This window comes from Sphingobacterium kitahiroshimense (assembly GCF_025961315.1).
Classification (GTDB): Bacteria; Bacteroidota; Bacteroidia; order Sphingobacteriales; family Sphingobacteriaceae; genus Sphingobacterium; species Sphingobacterium anhuiense.
The window spans coordinates 2,845,115-2,864,894 of the sequence record NZ_JAOQNK010000001.1 but is presented as its reverse complement, the minus strand read 5'-3'; the positions used below and the strand labels follow the sequence as shown (position 1 = coordinate 2,864,894).

The window sequence follows — 19,780 nt, the reverse complement described above, 5'->3', positions numbered from 1 at the left end:
TTTGATTATCTTATTTTGGGTTTATTAATCGCGTTAATTATTCATCCCGCAAACTGTCTACCGGATTTGCTCGCGCGGCTTTGAAAGATTGAAAGCTGATTACCAATAACGTAATCATGACTCCAAAGAGCAACGCTGAAGCAAAAATCCAACATGTCAGCTCAATTCGGAAAGGAAAATCTTCTAGCCATCTATTCATCAAATAAAAGGCAATAGGCGTAGCTATTATACCAGAAATGATCATCCATTTAACGAAATCTTGCGTCAATAATTGAATAATTCCTGCTATAGAAGAGCCAAGAACTTTTCGGATACCAATTTCTTTGGTTCGCTTCAGAATAGTAATCGATAACAATCCTAAAAAGCCCATAGTGCTTATGATAACAGAAACGACTGCAGCGATCCAAATCAGTTTTTCAGTTAGTGTTTCTTTTGCATACAAATTAGCGATTTGTTCATCATAAAATTTGTATTCAAATATTTCCTTAGGGTACCAATCCCTCCATTGCTGTTCAAATTCATGTATAAATTGCTGTGGATTTGTACCATTAAACTTGATGGCTATATTTTTTAAACGCCCCGCATTATAACCGATAACTGTCGGCGCTATACCTTCCTTTAGAGAGTTTGTACTAAAATCAGCTACAACACCAACAATCTTTCCGATGCTTTCCTCATTTAATCCTCCCGCGTTAAGGCTTTTTCCTAAGATATCATATGGGTTCTCATATCCAAGGTCCCTAGCCATTTTTTGATTGATCAAAAACTCCGGATTCTTGGGGTTATCATTAAAATTATGTCCAGCGACAAGTTTGATATTAAATGTTTTAATATATGAAGAGTCAGCAATAGCATAACGGGCAGGCCATTTTTCCCAATCTGATCGATCATCAAATTGAATAGTTCCTCCCCAAACTTTATCATTTGCTGGCGGATTATCACAAAAACTAAATGAGGTAATATCAGGCCGTTTCGCAAGGAAATGCTTAATTTTTTCTTTGCTGGCAAACATTTCTTTTTTCATAGGAAAAAGGAATACCTGCTCGCGCTCAAATCCCAGATCCGTATTTTTAAGATAATGGACTTGAAGAATGATCACTAAGGTTGCGATCAGAAGTACCATCGCGATTACATTTTGCAAAATAATGAAAGACTTTCTGGTGAAACTCCATGGACCCATTGTCAGTTTTTTTAGAGCATCTTGTATAGGTGTCCTATTGACGAAAAGTAAAGGATAAACACTAGTCAGAAGAGCCGTGCAGATCCAGGTCAATCCGACAATACTAATCAGTGAACTGAAAGAAAGAATTGCTATAGGTTCATCTTGAAAAAGATATCCATTACTCCAGTTTAGGAAAATGCTTAATAAAATGAGTGCAAAAATAGTGGACAGAAAGGTCAATATTAAAGTCTCCAATAAAAACTGGAAAAAGAGTTGTTTCTTTGAGCTCCCTAAAATTTTTCTTACCCCCATTTCAACACTACGGTTCATTTGTTGCGCAAAAAGAATATTGCTGTAATTCACGATTGCCATGATACTAATGCCAAGGGCAATAACTGACAATATCTGTAGTAGCGATTTTTGGGTACCTTTTCCATAGTCTTTATCAAAATGAAAATCGGTTAACGGAAGCAGTTTATAGGAATAATATTCTAGTACACTTTTATCATAATATTTTCCGACAAGCTCATGGATGGTTTTTTCTACCTGAACCTTATCTTCATTATTCCTTAAAGTCAATAAAATATTGTTGTTCGTATTTGTATAACCCCAATTATGAAAATAATCATCCTTGGTATCAATCTTAAAAAGTGTCGGAATCGATTTTAAGGAAAAGTAAACTTCCGATCTAAAGTCAGAATTCTTTCGACTATCCTCGATAATACCAATAACTTTTATAGGAAACTCACCCTCAACTAGGATTGTTTTTCCTATTGCATTTTCATCTCCGAAATAAAGCTTAGCAGTAGATGCAGTAAGCGCGACAGTATTAGGCGCATCTAAGTCTTTAGGATTTCCCTGTTTCCAGGGGAAATCAAGCATATTAAAGTAATTTGAAGAAGCAAAAGCTGCTTTTCCATCAGTTTTGAACTGTTTATCTTCGATGCCTATAGTGAAATCTTTTTTGTCAATATATAAAGCAGTTTTCTCGATCTGTGGCATTTCTTTCGAAATGGCCTCATACATGGCAAATGATCCTCCTTTTTCATGCTCAACCTGCTCCAGCTTAAGATCGTAAACAACCATGTAAGTCCGATCTTTTTGATGATGAAATTGATCGTAGCTAAGCTGATAGCTATTGTAAATATAAATGAACAAACCACATGCAATCGCTAATCCTAAACCAATAATTGTCAGAATTGAATAATACCGGTGCTTTAAGAGCTGCCTAAATGCTGTTTTAAAAAATAACTGAATCATTAGCTTGTTCTAAATTATTTAAAATATCTATTAAGCTGTTATTCATCACGTAGACTATTGACAGGATTTGAAAGAGCGGCTTTGATCGCTTGGTAACTAATCGTTGCCAAACTGATCAGAATAGCCATAAGACCTGCAATAGCAAAATAATGCCATTGGATTTCAATGCGATAACTATAATCTTTCAACCAGTCATTCATTGTCCACCATGCTATCGGTGATGCGATAAGAATTGCTATAAGGACCAATTTTAGAAAATCTAAAGAGAGCAAAGATGTTAATTGCCCAACAGATGCCCCCAATACCTTCCTAACAGCAATTTCCTTCATCCGTGTCTCTGCCATGTAGGCGATAAGAGCCAATAGTCCAAGACATGAAATAAAGATTGTTAATCCTGCAAATAGCATAGAAATTGTTCCAATGGATTGTGTCTCTTTAAATTTAGATTCGAAATTTTTATCAATAAATTTATAATCAAAAGGATAGTCAGGATTAAATTTCTTGAAGATATCCGCTATCTTTTTTAGGTTTGTTTCGGTACTGTTATTCGGATTCAGTCGATAATGTATCGTTGTGAACCAGGATTTAGGACCAAGAATAATCATTGGCGCTATTTCGTCATAGGGTGAATCAATGATAAAATCTTTGATTACACCAACCACTGGCCAATTTTCACTGTCGCCTTGAATAATCTGCCCCACTGGGTCACTTATTCGCATTGATTTTATGGCTGTTTCTGTCAATAATACGGCAGTACTATCTGTAGCATATTTGTATACGTCAATATCTCGACCTTTCACAAGTTTGAAGCCTAGATTTTGTACAGCATTGGCATCAGAACTAAAGCGATTGAACAATATTTTTTTATCACTTTCAGTACTTCCCGGCCAGCTGAATCCCCATCCATTGCTAAAGCGATCAGTAACAGGAGACATATTTTTGGATACCGAAAGGACAGCATTACTGTTAAGTAACTCATTCCGTAAACTGATGTAATTTTTACTTAATTTCCCTGATAAGCTCGTATATACTAAACCATTTTCATCATAACCACGTTCCCTGTCTTTCGTAAATTGAATTTGCTTGGAAACGATGATAGTAGCAATGGTTAAGATAATGGCTAGTGAAAACTGAATAATTACCAACATCGAACGGATGCTCATTCCCTTATTGTAAGTATTTAACTTTCCTTTCAATGTCTTCAAAGGTTTAAAAGATGAAAGAAAAAATGCTGGATAACTTCCTGCCAGTATACCCGTAATTACACTGAATGCTATTAATGATAACCAGGTTTGAATTGAGAGAAGAGAAAGTGTTAGATTTTTTTGTACTAAATTATTAAAAGCTGGTAGTACCAACACCATAAATGTGATTGCAAGTACCATAGCTAACAAGCTGATCAAAATACTTTCAGAGATAAATTGTAACATGAGGCTTTTACGATCAGCACCTACAACTTTACGAACACCTACTTCTTTGGCTCTTCTTTCAGAGCGAGCAGTACTTAGATTCATAAAATTAATACAGGCGACGAGCAAGATAAAAGCACCGATCCAAGCGAACAAACGAACGAGTTGAATGCGACCGGAAGTATAGTTTCCACCGTCACCTTTATCGTAGAGATAACTATCTTTAAATGGAAATGCAAAGATTTCATTTGTGGACTTGATCTCATTATCGCCAATGTTTATATGATTTTGACTAACTAATCTTATTTTTTCATTGAATGCTGGCAACGATGTCCCTGCTTTTAATAGTACATAGGTATAGGTGGAGTTATTACTCCAATTTGTATCTACATATCTTATTTTTTTTGCATAATCCCAAGAAACTAAACCTTCAAAATTCATGCTGCTATTATTGGGCAGATCTAGAAGAAGTCCAGTTACAGTAACCAAATTGACAGAATCAATTTTAATGATCTTTCCTATAGGATCTTCGTTTCCAAAGAGAGTCTTTGCATATTTTTGTGTGATTACGATCGAGTTAGCATCATTCAATAGGTTGTTTTTATCTCCTTTCAACAAAGGGAAACTAAACATGTTGAAAAATCCAGGATCAGCGAATCCGATTTGGGATACTATTTTTTGATCCTTGTATGTTGCAATAAATTGATTACCAGTTCCATCGTCAAGTCTTGTAAAACTTTCAATTTCAGGAAAATCATTTTTCAAGGTTGGTCCCATTATTTTGGGTGTATTTAACCATGCCCATTTCTTGCCAGTATGATCATCTCGGTTACTTATCGCATAGAGCCTATCACTTTTCTCGTGAAACCGATCCATACTCAGCATGTTTTGCAACCATAGCGCAATAAGCAAAGCTCCGGCCATACCAATAGCCAATCCAATGATGTTGATGCTAGAGAAAGCCTTATTTTTCAATAAATTACGCCATGCGATTTTGATATAGTTCTTTATCATCGTTATCGTATAAAGTAGTCAATTTTTTTAATGCAGTAAATTATTCATCCCGTAAACAATCAATTGGATTGACCATAGCAGCACGGACAGTCTGGTAACTTATTGTTAAGAACGAGATGAGTAAAGCACTGCCACCGGCAAGTATAAAGATCCACCAGTCAAGTTCAATATGATAAGCAAAATTGTCTAGCCATTTATGCATTGCAAACCAGCCAAAAGGAATGCTAATAGCGAGCGCAAGAACTACTAACCTGAGGAAATCTACACTTAATAAGCTAACAATTTTTATAACAGATGCACCAACAATTTTCCGGATTCCAATCTCTTTAATTCTTTGTTGCACCGTATAGGTCGAAAGTGCAAATAATCCCATACACGCTATGGAGATAGTAATTAATGAAAAAAGTTGCATCGCTCGTGTTGTCTGTTGATCCTGTAGATAAAGTTGATTAAAGTCGTCATTTAAAAAATGATAGTCATAATTGTTTTTCGGAGCGATCTCTTTTACAATCGTTTTGATCTGATTCAATGCGTCTTGTGTAGGAACTCCAGCATGCAGCTTAATAAAGATATTTCCGAAATAACCATATTCAGGAAAGAGCACAACAGGAGTGATTTCATTATGTAAAGATTTAAAATTAAAGCTTTCAACCACTTGTTTTACAGTGCCCTTGCGGCCATTTAAATTTATTTTTTTACCGATTGCATCTTTAGGAGTCCAGCCCATAGCAGTTGCAGCTAGCGTATTAATAATAAAACTATTCTCCGGAGCGACGGTATCGCTTGCTCTTAAAATGTCCGTATCCGATAGGGAAGAACCAGCAATAGATTTAATGTTGAACACGGATACAAAGTCTTTTTCAATAGGAATAGCAGTGACATCAATAGAGAAGTCTGGAGCCTGTCCTTCTACTTCATTAATCGTATAGCCCCCCTGAATATTAACCGGACTATCATAAGATGCCGTTACGCCTTTAACACTGTTTAATTGAATTAGCTTATCCTTTAGCAATTGACGCTCTTTATCCTGCCATCCTCGGCCATCGAGCACCAATATATCTGAACGATCCAGTCCTGTATTTTTAGATTGAATAAATTTCATTTGTTGACCAGCAAATAATGTACAGATGATAAAAAATATGGAAATACAAAATTGGAACACAATCAGCACTTTACTCAAGGATATCCCTGTCTGTTTTTCGATCAGTTTACTTCTGAATATTGAAATCGGTTTTGAACTCGAAATCGAGTAGGCAGGCCAACCACCTGCAAGTAGTGACAGGATAATAAAGAAAGCTAATATTGCTATATAGAGGATAGGTTTGTTCCAAAGGTTGATCTGCATTTCTACTCCCATGAAATGACCGAATAGAGGTAACAGTAACCATGTTGCCACTAAGCTTATAATTAAGGATATCAAAATCATTAAGCTACATTCGAAGAGGAACTGAAAGAATATTGTTTTTCGCCCTGCACCCAGGACCTTCTTTACACCGATCTCTTTTTTTCGTTCAATCGCATTTGCAAGAATCAAATTGGTGAAATTAATGCAGGTCAAGATGAGAAGAGCAATACCTAGAGCCACTAAAATATAAACATAGAGGATATTTCCAGTACCTGCAGTTTTTGAGTGCAAATGAATATCACTTAATTTTTCTACTTTAAAACCGAATTCATATCCCTGTTTAATAGACTCACTAAATTTGTCCTTAACCAGATTATCCAGTTTAAGTTGTACCGATTGAAAGCTTTGATCAGTTTTTAATAATCCTATAGTAATATCGTTAGCTGAATTCCATGAAGCCTCTTTATAGCGTGTTAGGCCTTGGTTAGAGAGAATGGCAGAAAATCTGAACTGTGTATTACTAGGCATATCGGCTATAACCCCAGATACCTTCCAGTTCACTTTATCAATAATCAATGTTTTATTTATAGCCGATTCATTTGGGAAATATTTTTTAGCTAAAGTTTCTGTCAATACAATTTGATTAGGCTCATCCAATACATGTTTTTTGTTTCCCTCAATAAAATCATAATCGAGAATTTCAAATACGTTCTTATCAGCATAAATCAGCTTATTTTCCTTTAAAGATTGATTTCCAATATCAATTAATCCACCTTGTATATACGGATATAAACGACTGGCCTGCTCAATTTCGGGAAAATCAGATTGTAAAGTCTGTTGTAGACCTGTTGGCGTTGTACTGGATGAAACCATTTCTGCGCTGTTTGGAGCTTTGTATGATAGGCTGAAGTACGCAAGTCGATCTGCATGAGAGAAAAAACGTTCATAACTGGATTCATGGTATATATAAGTAGCTAATAACAAAAAGCAGGTTATTCCAATCGTTAATCCCGACATGTTCAACAGTGAAAACCCTCTATTCTTTCGAATATTCCGCCATGCTATTTTAATATAGTTTCGTATCATTTTTTATGCTTAAAAGCTTTTTTCATTAATTCATTCAGATAACGCTACAGTAAGTGTATGTTATTATTCATCCCGTAATGTTTTTACAGGATTTGTATTTGCCGCTTTAATAGCTTGTGTACTCACCGTAATAATTGCGACAGTCAATGCGGCGATCCCTGCTAAAGCAAAGATCCACCATTGAATCTCGATGCGGTAAGAAAAATCCTGCAACCATTTATTCATTGTCCACCAGGCAATAGGTGAAGCAATTAAAATGGCTATAAGAACCAGTTTTACAAAATCTCTTGAGAGCATGGCTGTTATACCTGTCACAGATGCTCCCAGTACTTTACGTATACCAATCTCTTTTGTTCTCAGCTCAGCGATATAGGATACTAATCCAAACAGTCCAAGACAAGATATAAAGATGGCCAATGCTGAGAATATGAGTGCCAACTGAGCTGTTTGTTGTTGCTCTTTAAACTTTGAGGCAAAGCGCTGATCAACGAATTTATATTCAAATGGGTAGGCTGGATTGAATTTCTTGAGTACTTGCTCTATCTGTTTCAAGTTCTGTTCTACGGGAGAAGATGGATTAGTACGAACGACCATATTTAACATCCACTCTTTTGCAGGGTGAATGAGAAGTGGAGTAACTGGGCTGTATGGAGACCCGCTGATGTAATCATTGATAACTCCTATAATCGTAAAGGTATTACTTCCCCATTTCAGGATGCTACCAATAGGATTTTTCAATTTCATTTCTTTGATCGCAGCCTCATTTACGAGTACCGACATACTATCAGAAGCCAATCGCTCGAAGTCAATATCACGACCTTCGATCAATTTTAATCCCAGAGTTTTAACAAAATCACTTTCTGATTTTCCAAGATTGAAAACGATTTTCTTCCCTTGTTCCGGAGTTGAACCTTCCCATGAAAAATTACCCCCTGAATTGGAATTGTTTTGGGTAATTGACCATCCGGTACGGGTCACAGCTTGCGCAATATCCTTATTGATCAATTCAGATTTGATAACTTCATAATTTTTTGTCATATCACCTTCCATTGGAATTTCGATCAGTTGTGAAGGTGAGTAACCAACATCACGTTTTCCTGCATATTCAATCTGTTTATTGACGATCAGGGTTGCAATAATCAAGATTAAGGCAACTCCAAATTGGAAAACAACTAATACTTCACGGAAATTGAAGGCAAATCTTTGAGACTTTCCAGATACTTTCAATGATTTAACGGGTTTAAAAGACGATAGCACAAATGCAGGGTATAACCCAGCTAATATTCCTGTAAACAATATAAATCCGAGAAGAGAGACCCAGATCATAGGATCTGTAATCGAAAAAACTAAAGGTTTGTCCAATACTTTATTAAATAGTGGGAGGGATATAGATGTTAATCCTATGGCAAGTATTCCTGCAATACAAGATAGTAGGACCGACTCTGTTAAAAATTGTATAATCAAACTGCTGCGTTGGGCGCCAACCACTTTACGTACCGCGACTTCTTTTGCTCGCTTTTGACTGCGCGCAGTGCTTAAATTAATGAAATTAATACAAGCGATCACTAAAATCAAAAATCCAAGACCAGCAACAAGTTTAACTTGGGTGATTTTGCCTCCAACTGGGATACCTTGTTCAAATTTAGAATACAAGTGCATTTTGGATACTGGATATAAAAAGAGTGAACCTTTCTGCTCATTATTCGTTTTCTTTGCAATGATATTGACTAGTTTTTTATTAAAGGCATCTACATTTGTCCCATTCTTTAGCTGGATATAAGTCATAAATGTATTTATGTTCCAAGTGGGAGATTGACTACTTGCATTGATTAAGGGAATCAGATATGTAAAATCAAAATCTGTATTGCTGGGTAAATCTGCTATTACTCCAGTCACCTGATAAGGTTCTTTGTTATCCAATGTAATCGTTTTGTTCAAAGGATCCGCATCCCCAAATATTTTTTTTGAGAGTCGCTCTGTTAGGATAATATTGTTTGGACCGTTTAATACTTCATTGCGATTACCCTTTAAAAGTTTGAAATCGAACATTTCAATAAAATTTGGATCAACTTCATTTCCTTTAGATTTTATCTTTTTATTATCAAAGGATAATAATCTATCGGTGCTCCAATACATACGAGCAGCATGCTCCACCTCTGGATATTCTGCTTTTAAAGTAGATGAAGCAGTTCCTGCTGTGATGTTTAGCAAGTTGATTTCACCCTCCTCGTCATATTTGTTCCAGAGTCTATATAGATTATCTTTATTGCTATAGAAATTGTCAAATTGTGATTGATTCTGTATCCAGATGCCTATTAACAATACAGCTGCCATACCAATAGCTAAGCCAATAATGTTAATGGTTGCATATCCCTTACTTTTCAAAAGATTGAGCCATGCTATTTTAATATAGTTCTGTATCATTTGTTTAAACTTTAGACTCGTATTTTTTTGCCACTTTTTAAGTTCAATCCATAAGCCAATGTTTTAAATTATTGCTAATCAGTTAATTGTTTATTGCTGTATCCTTCTTTAACTGTACGCTTTCGAACACCTAGCGTTCGTAAGCGTACAGGTTATGAGGGTGATTATTCATTCCGTAGTGTATCAATAGGATTTGATAAAGCAACTTTAATAGCCTGATAACTTACGGTGATTAACGTAATGAAAAGAGCAAGACCTCCCGTGACAGCAAAAATGGACCAGCTAATAGTAATACGGTAAACATAATTTTCTAACCATTTTTCCATAAAAAGATAAGCAAGCGGGGTGGCTATCATAAAACCGATAAAAGTAAGCCAGATATACTCGGTTGATAGTAACTTCCATAAGCCGAGCTCAGATGCGCCTAATACCTTTCGGATCCCAATTTCCTTTTCACGTTGTTCAGTTAAGAATGAAACGAGGGCGTACAATCCTAGGCAGGAAATCAAAATTGCAAGACCAGTAAATAAACTGGTTAAACTACGAATCATTTCCATCTGCTTAAATTGTTTCGCATATTCTTGATCTGTAAATGTGTATTCAAATACCAGATTCGGATCTATAGCAGAAAATTTCTCCCCGATATTTTTTAGTATTTGACTTTGATTTTCTCCATCTTTTAAGCGAAGTGTAATTTTGTTTTTAGGAAGGAAATCAAGAAAATAAACCGTTGGTGTGATTGATTTGAAAGGAGATTCCGACATTGTGTTCTGTATGATGGCAAGGATTCTGTATTTTACACCTCTAAAACTTAATTGCTTGCTATTCAAATCGGATACTCCCATATATTTTGCACCAGCTTCGTTTAAAATGACAGCAATAGAATCTGTTTTAAAATCTTTCGAAAAGTTTCTACCTTTCATAAATTTCCATTGGACAGTAGGAGCAAAATTTTCGTCAATAGTATATATGCCCATGATTGATCCTTCTTTAGCATCATTACCTTGCCAGGTAAATCCACCGCCTGTTAAAGCGAGATTGTTTACAAAACTAGAGGATAAAGTTGCGTTTTGGATTAGTCCCTTGTCAAACAATTCTTTTTTGAGGACGTCGAATTTTTTAATAATCTCACCGCTTGAACTCGTGACATTAACTAAATTTTTGTTGCTGTAGCCAATTGGACGATCTTTTACATAGTTTAATTGGGTGATGACGAGGTATGTGGCGATCATCATAAAAATAGAAATAGCGAACTGAATAACAACCATAATCTTCCGCGCTTTAAATTTACTATTTCCTTGAATTGATTTTCCTTTAAGTGCTAAAATTGGATTAAATGAAGTTAGGAACAGGGATGGATATAATCCGGATGAAAGACCAAGAAGAACGATGCTTAAGAAAGCAATAAGATAGAAAAATATCGAATGAAAAGGTATTCGTAATTCAGTTCCTATAAAACCGTTTATCCATGGAAGAAGTAAGAGTATAAGGGGGAGGCTGAGTATAAATGCTAAAAATACAGATAAGATAGATTCAAATAAAAAGCCCTGAATCAATTGGCGGCGATTTACGCCGATCGATTTTAATATACCGATTTCTTTACCTCTTTTGATACTTCTAGCGGTACTGAGGTTGATAAAGTTAATACATGCTAGCAAAATAATCAAAGCACTTACCAATGCAAACATCCAAACATATTGAATCTGCCCACCGATATTTTTACCATTTTTAAAATCATCATACAAATACCATTTAGACATAGGATGTAAAAGAACTTCAGGATCTATGTCTGTAAGTTTCGATTTTAAAATGGTGGTTGTCGTTCTCTCTAATGAAGGTAGAGAGAGCGGATTTTGAATAGAGGCATAGGTATGGAAAAAACAATTACCCCAACTTTGATCGGCATCAGGGTTTTGTTTCAGATAGTCGCAAAATGGCAATATATAATCCAATTGATGAAAAGTACTATTTTCTGGCAAGTCAGCATAAACGCCTGTTATCTGGTACTGCGCTTTACCGTTAAGTTCAACGACTTTACTTATAACGTCTACATCTCCAAATAACCGACGTGCTAATGATTCGGAAATAATCATTTTTGATGGTAGGGCAGGTGTAGATACGTCTCCTTTTATAGATTCAAATGTGAAAAGTTCAGAAAATGCACCCATTGCATACAATCCTTTGCCAGTGATCCTTTTTTCACCACTCTTAAAATTAGCATTTTCACGTTTACTGACTAAAGTAATATGTTGCATTTCATTTTTAAAATCAGATTGCAATAGCTTAGCCAATGGTATGGGAGTAGATCGATCTGTAGACTTCTCACCATTAAATGTACCTGTGATCATGACCTGGTAGATATCATCGTAGTTTTTGAAGTTTTTGTCAACAGAAAACTGCTTCATTATCCACAATGAACTAATTATGACGACTGTAAATCCCAATGCTAGACCGATTATATTGATAATTCCACTTAATGGATTACGTTTTATATTGCGTAGAAAAGTTTTAAAAAATAGTTTTATCATGATTTTGAATCAATTATTTTATTTAGCAATCTCTTTTATATGAAAAGGTCGTAACTATTCGTCTCTTAAACTATTTGCAGGATTGATAATTGCAGCCTTAATGGATTGAAAACTAACTGTAAGTGCCGTGATGAACAATGTGAGAATACCGGAAAATAAAAATATAGATATAGGTAAATTAGTTCTAAAGGCAAACCCCTGAAGCCAGTCATTTGCGAAATATAAAGCAAGAGGAATCGCAATAATATTCGCAATAATGACTAAGATGAAAAACTCCCGATTCAGCATTTGTATAATGTGGAAAACCGTCGCACCTAGCACCTTTCTAATCCCAATTTCCTTTGTTTTTACTTGTGCGGTGTATGTACATAAACCTAAAAGACCTAAACAAGATATTAAGATGGTTATGACAGCAAAGAAGTTAAATATGGTACCCTGTTTTTGTTCACTTGTGTATAGTTTTTGATAGCTTTCATCCAGGAAATTATAAGTGAAAGGCATATCATTATAGTATTGCTTCCAAATTTTTTCCATAGCGCCTATAGCATCAACAGTTTTATTTTCATTCGTTTTTATATAAAGCTGTCGAGAATTTTTTGGATTAAACTTAAAAACGATAGGTTCAATCTTCTGACGTACACTAGCGTAATTAAAATCTTTCACGACACCAATAATAGTTCCAGGTACAGTTCGGATTCTCAAACGGGTGCCAATAGGATTTTTTAACCCCATCTCTCTAACAGCCGTTTCATTTAGAATAAAATGAGTAGAGTCCGCTAATGAGCCCGTAAAGTTTCGTCCTTCTACTAGTTTTATCTTAAAGAAATCGAGCGTATGTTGATCTGAATGCGTGATATTAAACCAGAGATTTGACTTTGCAGGTTTTCCTTCCCAATCGTTATCTCCAGTAGCATCACCGCCGTGTATCATATCACGCCCCAGTCGGATTACATCATTTATTCCTTCGCTTTTTATCAGTTCATTTCTGATGGCATCAAAATGTTCGCCTATTTTTGATCCCATAGGAACCGCGAAAATATGGGTTTTTTCGTAGCCAAGATTTTTGTCGCGGATAAACTCTAATTGACGACCAATGACAATTGTCATGGTTATCAAAACAATAGAAACCGTAAACTGCAATACAACCAATACTTTTCTGGAACTAGATTTTTTCATTCCCAGATTACCTTTTAGGACTTTGATAGGATCAAAAGTTGATAGCAGTAATGCTGGATAGATGCTCACTAAGAGAAGTGTTCCAATCAGTAAGATGAAAATGTAGACCCATAAATTAATACTGGCGAGATCCAATGCTATTTGTTTTCCAGAGAAGTTATTAAAAGAAGGGAGAAAAATAAAAACGACCGTTATCGCAATGGTTACTGCAAAAAGAAACAATAATGTAGTTTCTATGATAAACTGAAAGAAAAGTTCCCTTTTGCCAGCCCCAATAATTTTTCGAATTCCGACTTCTTTGGCCCGATTTAAAGAACGTGCAGTCGAAAGATTAATATAATTAATACTCGCTATTGCTATAATCATCAGGGCTACTCCCATAAAAATATGTACAGCGCCGATTCCTCCATCGCTACCATCCATGTGGTATAAGTGAACTTTAGATAGTGGTTGTGCTACGTAAGGTACAGGTGTATCTTCAGGTTTATTGCGTTCATGTATCTGTTGTAACTTTTTAGTTAAAGCAGTGAGGTTCGCTTGGGGAGTTAGCAGTAGATAAGTTTCAAATGAAAAACTGGACCAATCCATATCCATGGATGACAAATATGTTTTGTTGTCATAAGTGGTTTTATTTTTTACGTACGCCTGCTCATTAAACCTAGAAAGGGGAAGAAGTACCTGCAATTGTAAACTTGAATTTTCGGGATAGTCTGCGATAACACCCGATACCACACAAAGTTCATCTAGACCTATGGTGACCGTTTTACCAATGGGATCTTCATTTCCAAAATAGCGTTGGGCAGTACTGGCTGTGATGACAATCGAATTGTTGTCTGGAAAAGGTAACTTTTGATTGCCTTGAACCAAAGGAAAATTAAATACAGAAAAATAGCTCGGATCTACAAAAGCAAAGCTTTTCTCGATAAATATTTTCTCTTTATATTTGATGGGACCATCTCCAATTTTGAGGATACGAACGGCATCTTTAACTTCCGGAATCTCTTTCTTTGCAAAAGTACCAACGGGAGCAATGATATTCTCAAATATTTTTTTAGTTATTCCAGTTCCACCTTCAATACCAATTTTATAGATACTCCGCTCATTTTTATGGAATCTGTCAAAAGATAGCTCATCTTGAATCCAAAGTAGGAGGAATATCCCAACGACTAATCCAGCCGACAATCCTAAAATATTAATGCCTGTATAGAATTTATTAGCGAAAATACTTCGCCATGCGATTTTTATATAATTCTTTATCATGATTGAGTTGATTGCCAGTAGTTAGATTTAATTGGTCACCATACTTTTTTCGTTAACATAGAAAGCCGTCGATTTCAAAAACCGACGACCTTCATTTTCACACTTAATACTTAACTTATAAAAACACGTATGTTAATTATTCATCTCGTAGGCTATTGATCACATTTACTTTTGCCGCACGAATGGCTTGATAACTAATGGTCAGCCCTGCAATTAATAGCGCTATACTAGCGCCGATTAAAAATATCCAAACATTCAATTCTGTTTTAAAACTGAAATTAGCCAGCCATTCATTTGCAAAATACCAGGCAAGGGGACTTGCAATTAAAATAGCGATGATGAGTAAGCTCACAAACTCTTTTCCTAATAACTGAACAATTTGTGGTATGCTAGCACCTAAGACTTTGCGGATTCCGATTTCTTTTACTTTAGTTTGTGCCGCATTGGTAGCCAAAGCTAAGAGACCAAGAGAAGAAACGAAAATAGCAATCGAAGCAAAGATGTTGAAAAGCAATCCTGTACGTAAGTCCGATTTATACATCTTATCAATTTTACTGTCCAAAAATGTGTATTCGAATGGCCTTTCCGAAGGATAGCTATTGTAAATCGTTTTTACTTTCTCAATTGCTTTTTGAGCATTTGAAGCAGTCGTTTTAACATATAAGGTGCCTGAGAAGCGATGTGTCCAATATACCATAGCACCAATCGGTTTTTTAAGATTATTGAAGTTAAAATCCTTGATGACACCAACCACCGTTCCGGGGACTTCATGCAATGACATTTGCGCGCCAACAAATGGTTTTTTCAGTCCCATTTGTTTGGCCATGGTTTCATTGATGATATAACTTGAAGAGTCTGCTGGAGTGCCTTTGATGTTACCGCCCTCTACGAATTTCATACCCATTAAAGGAATGAAATTTTTATCAATCGTAGCGCGTCCAACAATGAGTGTGTAATCTTTTGGACGATTTGGCCAATCGATATCCCCGGTAGAATTACCATAGCTCATAGGATCATAAACACCATTGATGGAGTATGCAGTGATAGCGGGATCTTCTGCCAATTTAGTTTCTACTGTAGATTTATTTTCTATAGAGCCTTCATTAAGTGAGACTGTAAAAATATACGAGGTATCATATCCTAAGTTATAATTACGGATGTATTTCATCTGTTTTTGAATAACTAGGGTGCAGATAATTAGAATGATGGATGTCGCATATTGAAATACAACCAGGCCTTTTCGGAAGATACTATTTGTGGGTTTGGATGATTTGCCTTTCAGTGCTGCAATTGGCTTAAAAGATGACAGTTGTATGGAAGGATATATACTGGACAATAAAACAGTAAGTAACAATGCAGATCCAATTAAAAGCCACAACGCTGGATTTTGCAGGTCAAATACCATTGATTTACCCGAAATACTGTTATATGCGGAGAATGATAGCATCACCCAGATACCTGCAGTAAAAGTTGCTAAGGTAAATGTTAGGAAGGTTTCGGCCATAAACTGAAAAAACAGTTGCTTGCGGCTAGCGCCTACAATTTTTCGGATGCTTACCTCCTTAGCACGGTCCATAGCCCGAGCTGTAGCAAGATTAACATAGTTGATAGCGCCAATAAAAAGTAGGAGTAAAGCTACTGCACCAAATATCTGCACCATACGCAAGGCCGATTTATTTCCATCAGGAGCGATTAAATGTTTATCAGCTAGTGATCCAAGTTTAAAAGTAGTTTTTGTATTTCCATTACGAGCCTTGATGAAGCTGTTATTAATTTGAGCAATTGCCTGATCAGGGTTTGATTCGGAACGTAATTTTATGTAGGTGTCAAAATAATAATTACCCAGATCCTCATCAATTGTTTTCCAGACACCATTTCCTCCATTTTCAGTAAATGATTTTGCAAGAAAGCTCATTGGAAAGATAATATCGTATTTTAAAGATGAATTTTGTGGCATATCTTGAAATATACCTGTCACTAGGAAAGGAGTTTTCCCCAATAGTAGTGTTTTTCCAATTGCATCCTGACCATTAAAAAGTTTTTTATTCAGCGTTTCGCTAATCGTCACTTCATCTAGAGAAGTCAGAATATTAGGCTTACTGGATTGAAGTAGTGGAAAAGAAAAGAATTTGAAAAATGTACTGTCAGCATAGGCTATAGCAATTCCAGTGTAGACATCTTTTTGACCCTTTAAGCTAATGACTCCGGAATCTTCTCCTACTATCCTAACCGAAGATTCAATGGCAGGAACATCTTTTGCATAAAATCCGACCGGACCAGGTGTACTATTGGAAATTTGTTCCTTATCGCCATCTTTCCAGATGTTATGGACATTATATATCTGTTTATAATCTTTATGGAAACGATCAAAACTGATTTCGTCCTGTACCCATAATAAGATCAAGATTGCTGTAGCAATACTGATCGAAAGTCCTAAAATATTGATTGCGGTGTAAAACTTGCTTTTTTTTAGATTACGCCAGGCAGTTTTAATATATTTAAAAATCATAAAGGTTTTGATTGATTATATTTTGTTCCTTTTATAATTTTAAAGTCCAATCCCTAAGCCAATATTTTAATAGTCTTATATATAGGTGTTTAGATTGTTTTGTGTGCTCGCATAAGTGTACGTTTCCGAACAGTTGGCGTTCGCAAACGTACATGTATACTAAATTACTGATCTCTTAAACTATCAACAGGATTTGCCTTTGCAGCTTTTAAAGCTTGATACCCTACAGTTGCTAAAGCAATGAATAATGCGCTCACCCCCGCTATACCAAACATCCACCATTGCATATCAATGTGATAAGCAAAATTATTGAGCCACTTACCCATTGCCCAATAGGCTACCGGTATGGCAATACATATAGCAATAATGACAAGTTTGATGAAGTCAAGAGATAATAATTGTATGATTCCAAAAACACTAGATCCGAGGACCTTACGGATGCCAATTTCTTTGGTACGTTGTTGAGCGGTATAAGTCACAAGCCCCAAGAGTCCTAAACAGGCAATAAAAATTGCAAATCCTGAAAATGTGGTGAAAATTCTTTGGAAACGATAATCTGCTTCATATTGACGTTTAAAACTCTGATCCAAAAATGTATAATTAAAAGGAATCTGGGGAGCTAGACCTGTCCAGATCTTTTCGATGCGGGCAATAGTTTCCGGTTGATTCGCTTGTTGCAATTTAATCGTTATAAATTTGCTGCTCCACGGTGATAATCGCAAAGCAAGTGGTTCAACCTTATTATGTAAAGACATATAGTTAAAGTCTTTTACAACGCCGATAACCTGTCCCTCTTGTCCCCATTGCGTAAAACGCTTTCCAATAATATCCTGTGGATTGCTATAGCCCCAAAGTTTAGCTGCAGCTTCATTGATTATCATGGAGTGTGCAGTGTCGGCAGGAAAATCCCGGGAATAAGCCCGTCCTGCGACCATTTCAATGCCCATGTTCGGGATAAAATCAATATCCACCTCAAAAAGTGCAGGACCCAACATCGTCATTTTTCCTTCTTTAGTCTCTATCTCTGTGCCCGCATTAGGGAAAAATGTACCCGGAACACTGCGCGATGATGATACCGCTATGACGTCCTTATCTCTCTTAAACGTATTTTTAATTGCTTCTAAATTCTTGTTGACCCCATCGTCAAAATTATAATCGATAACCAGCATCTGATCTTTCTGAAAACCAAGATTCGTATGTTGCAGGTGATATAATTGTGAAAAGACAATACAGGTTCCTGCAATAAGTACAATGGATAAACCAAACTGAAAGATTACTAATCCCTTTCGTAAAAATTGCCCTCCACCAGCAGTTTTAAATGTTCCCTTTAAAACTTCGATAGGTTTAAAACGCGCTAAAATAAAAGCCGGATAACTAGCAGCAACAATACCGGTTATTGTCACGATACCTAGAAAGATACTGAATGTTGTCAAATTGAATAGACTGCTCCATGCAAAATGTTTCCCTGCAAAGGCCTCCATGGAAGGAAGAAGTACGATAACCAATAGCAATGCCAGTAATGCAGCGATAAAAACTAAAGCTAACGACTCACACATAAATTGAAGAATCAAATTACGGTGGTTCGCGCCAATCGCTTTTCGCACACCTACTTCTTTCGCTCTCTCCATGGAACGAGATGTAGCCAAATTCATGAAATTTACACAGGCGATGAAAAGGATAAATAGACCTATGATAGCAAATATGTACAGATTCTGTACGCTCCCCGTTACACCAGGCTGTCTGCCTGCAGACGAATGCATATAGGCATCCAGTATAGGTTCGAGTTGGAAATTATACTTGCCCTCTGCAGAAGGAACATTCTTTTTGAGAAATTGCGGAATTTTCTTATTAAAATTAGAAAGGTTAAATTGATCGGATACCAGTATGTAAGTATAAAAATCGACATATCCCCAGCTTTCAAAACGATCTGTAAAAGCTTTTCTAAAGGTACTCATCGAGAGCAAAGCATCAAATGTAAAATGGGAGTTGGAAGGAACATCTTCAATAACCGCTGTGACTTTGTATAGTCCCGGATCTGCCCGTCCGGCGGCAAGTCCCCCTTCTAGTGTTTTCCCAATCGGATTTTCATTCCCAAAATATTTTTTGGCTGTGCTTGCGGTTAAAACAGCAGTATAAGGAGCAGTCAAAGCAGTTGTTGGACTACCCGCCAGTACTTTCCAGCTAAAAATATCAAATGCCGTTGAGTCCATAAAAAATACACGCTCTTCCTGGAATACCTTTTCCTTATTCTTTAAAGAAATGGAGGTAACTCCTGAAAATTGGACCACATTCTTCACTTCTGGGAAATCAGCTTTTAAAGCTGGACCTATAGGGGCAACCCCCCATACATTTTTTCGGATTAATTTCTCGTTGTCTTCGAAAGAATTAATAACACGATAAATGCGGTCTTTATTTACATGGTATTTATCATAGGATAATTCATCATGAATATATAAGACGATTAATAAACAGCAAGCTAAGCCTATGGCTAACCCAACGATGTTGATGGAAGAATAACCCTTGTTTTTCCAAAGATTTCTCCATGCGATTTTTATATAGTTCTTGATCATTGTTTATATTTTAGGTCTTTATTTCTTTTGAAGTATG

At 36.1% G+C, this 19,780-nt stretch carries 8 protein-coding genes; all 8 read right to left on the bottom strand.

All coding sequences use genetic code 11. The annotated features are described in order from the left end of the window. Positions 1-37: 37 nt before the first annotated feature. Positions 38-2,422: an ABC transporter permease gene (locus M2265_RS12705; RefSeq protein ID WP_132773467.1), complete on the bottom strand. Its 2,385-nt coding sequence runs from the start codon at positions 2,420-2,422 to the stop codon at positions 38-40. A gap of 38 nt (positions 2,423-2,460) precedes the next feature. Then, positions 2,461-4,845 carry an ABC transporter permease gene (locus M2265_RS12700; RefSeq protein ID WP_132773469.1) on the bottom strand — a complete coding sequence of 795 codons (2,385 nt, stop codon included), beginning with the start codon at positions 4,843-4,845 and terminating at the stop codon, positions 2,461-2,463. Positions 4,846-4,885: 40 nt separating this feature from the next. After that, positions 4,886-7,276: an ABC transporter permease gene (locus M2265_RS12695; protein WP_132773471.1), complete on the bottom strand. Its 2,391-nt coding sequence runs from the start codon at positions 7,274-7,276 to the stop codon at positions 4,886-4,888. Between the two features lie 63 nt (positions 7,277-7,339). Then, positions 7,340-9,700, bottom strand: coding sequence for an ABC transporter permease (locus M2265_RS12690; RefSeq protein WP_132773473.1), 2,361 nt, complete (start codon positions 9,698-9,700; stop codon positions 7,340-7,342). Positions 9,701-9,864: 164 nt separating this feature from the next. Beyond that, complete coding sequence (locus tag M2265_RS12685; RefSeq protein ID WP_132773475.1) at positions 9,865-12,228, bottom strand: ABC transporter permease; 2,364 nt, start codon at positions 12,226-12,228, stop codon at positions 9,865-9,867. A gap of 54 nt (positions 12,229-12,282) precedes the next feature. Then, entirely contained in the window at positions 12,283-14,664 is a 2,382-nt protein-coding gene (locus M2265_RS12680; protein WP_132773477.1) for an ABC transporter permease, read from the bottom strand. Between the two features lie 136 nt (positions 14,665-14,800). After that, a complete protein-coding gene (locus tag M2265_RS12675) occupies positions 14,801-17,173 on the bottom strand; it encodes an ABC transporter permease (protein ID WP_132773479.1) in 2,373 nt (790 codons plus the stop codon). 164 nt (positions 17,174-17,337) lie between these two features. Next, entirely contained in the window at positions 17,338-19,743 is a 2,406-nt protein-coding gene (locus M2265_RS12670; RefSeq protein ID WP_132773481.1) for an ABC transporter permease, read from the bottom strand. Between the last annotated feature and the right edge of the window lie 37 nt (positions 19,744-19,780).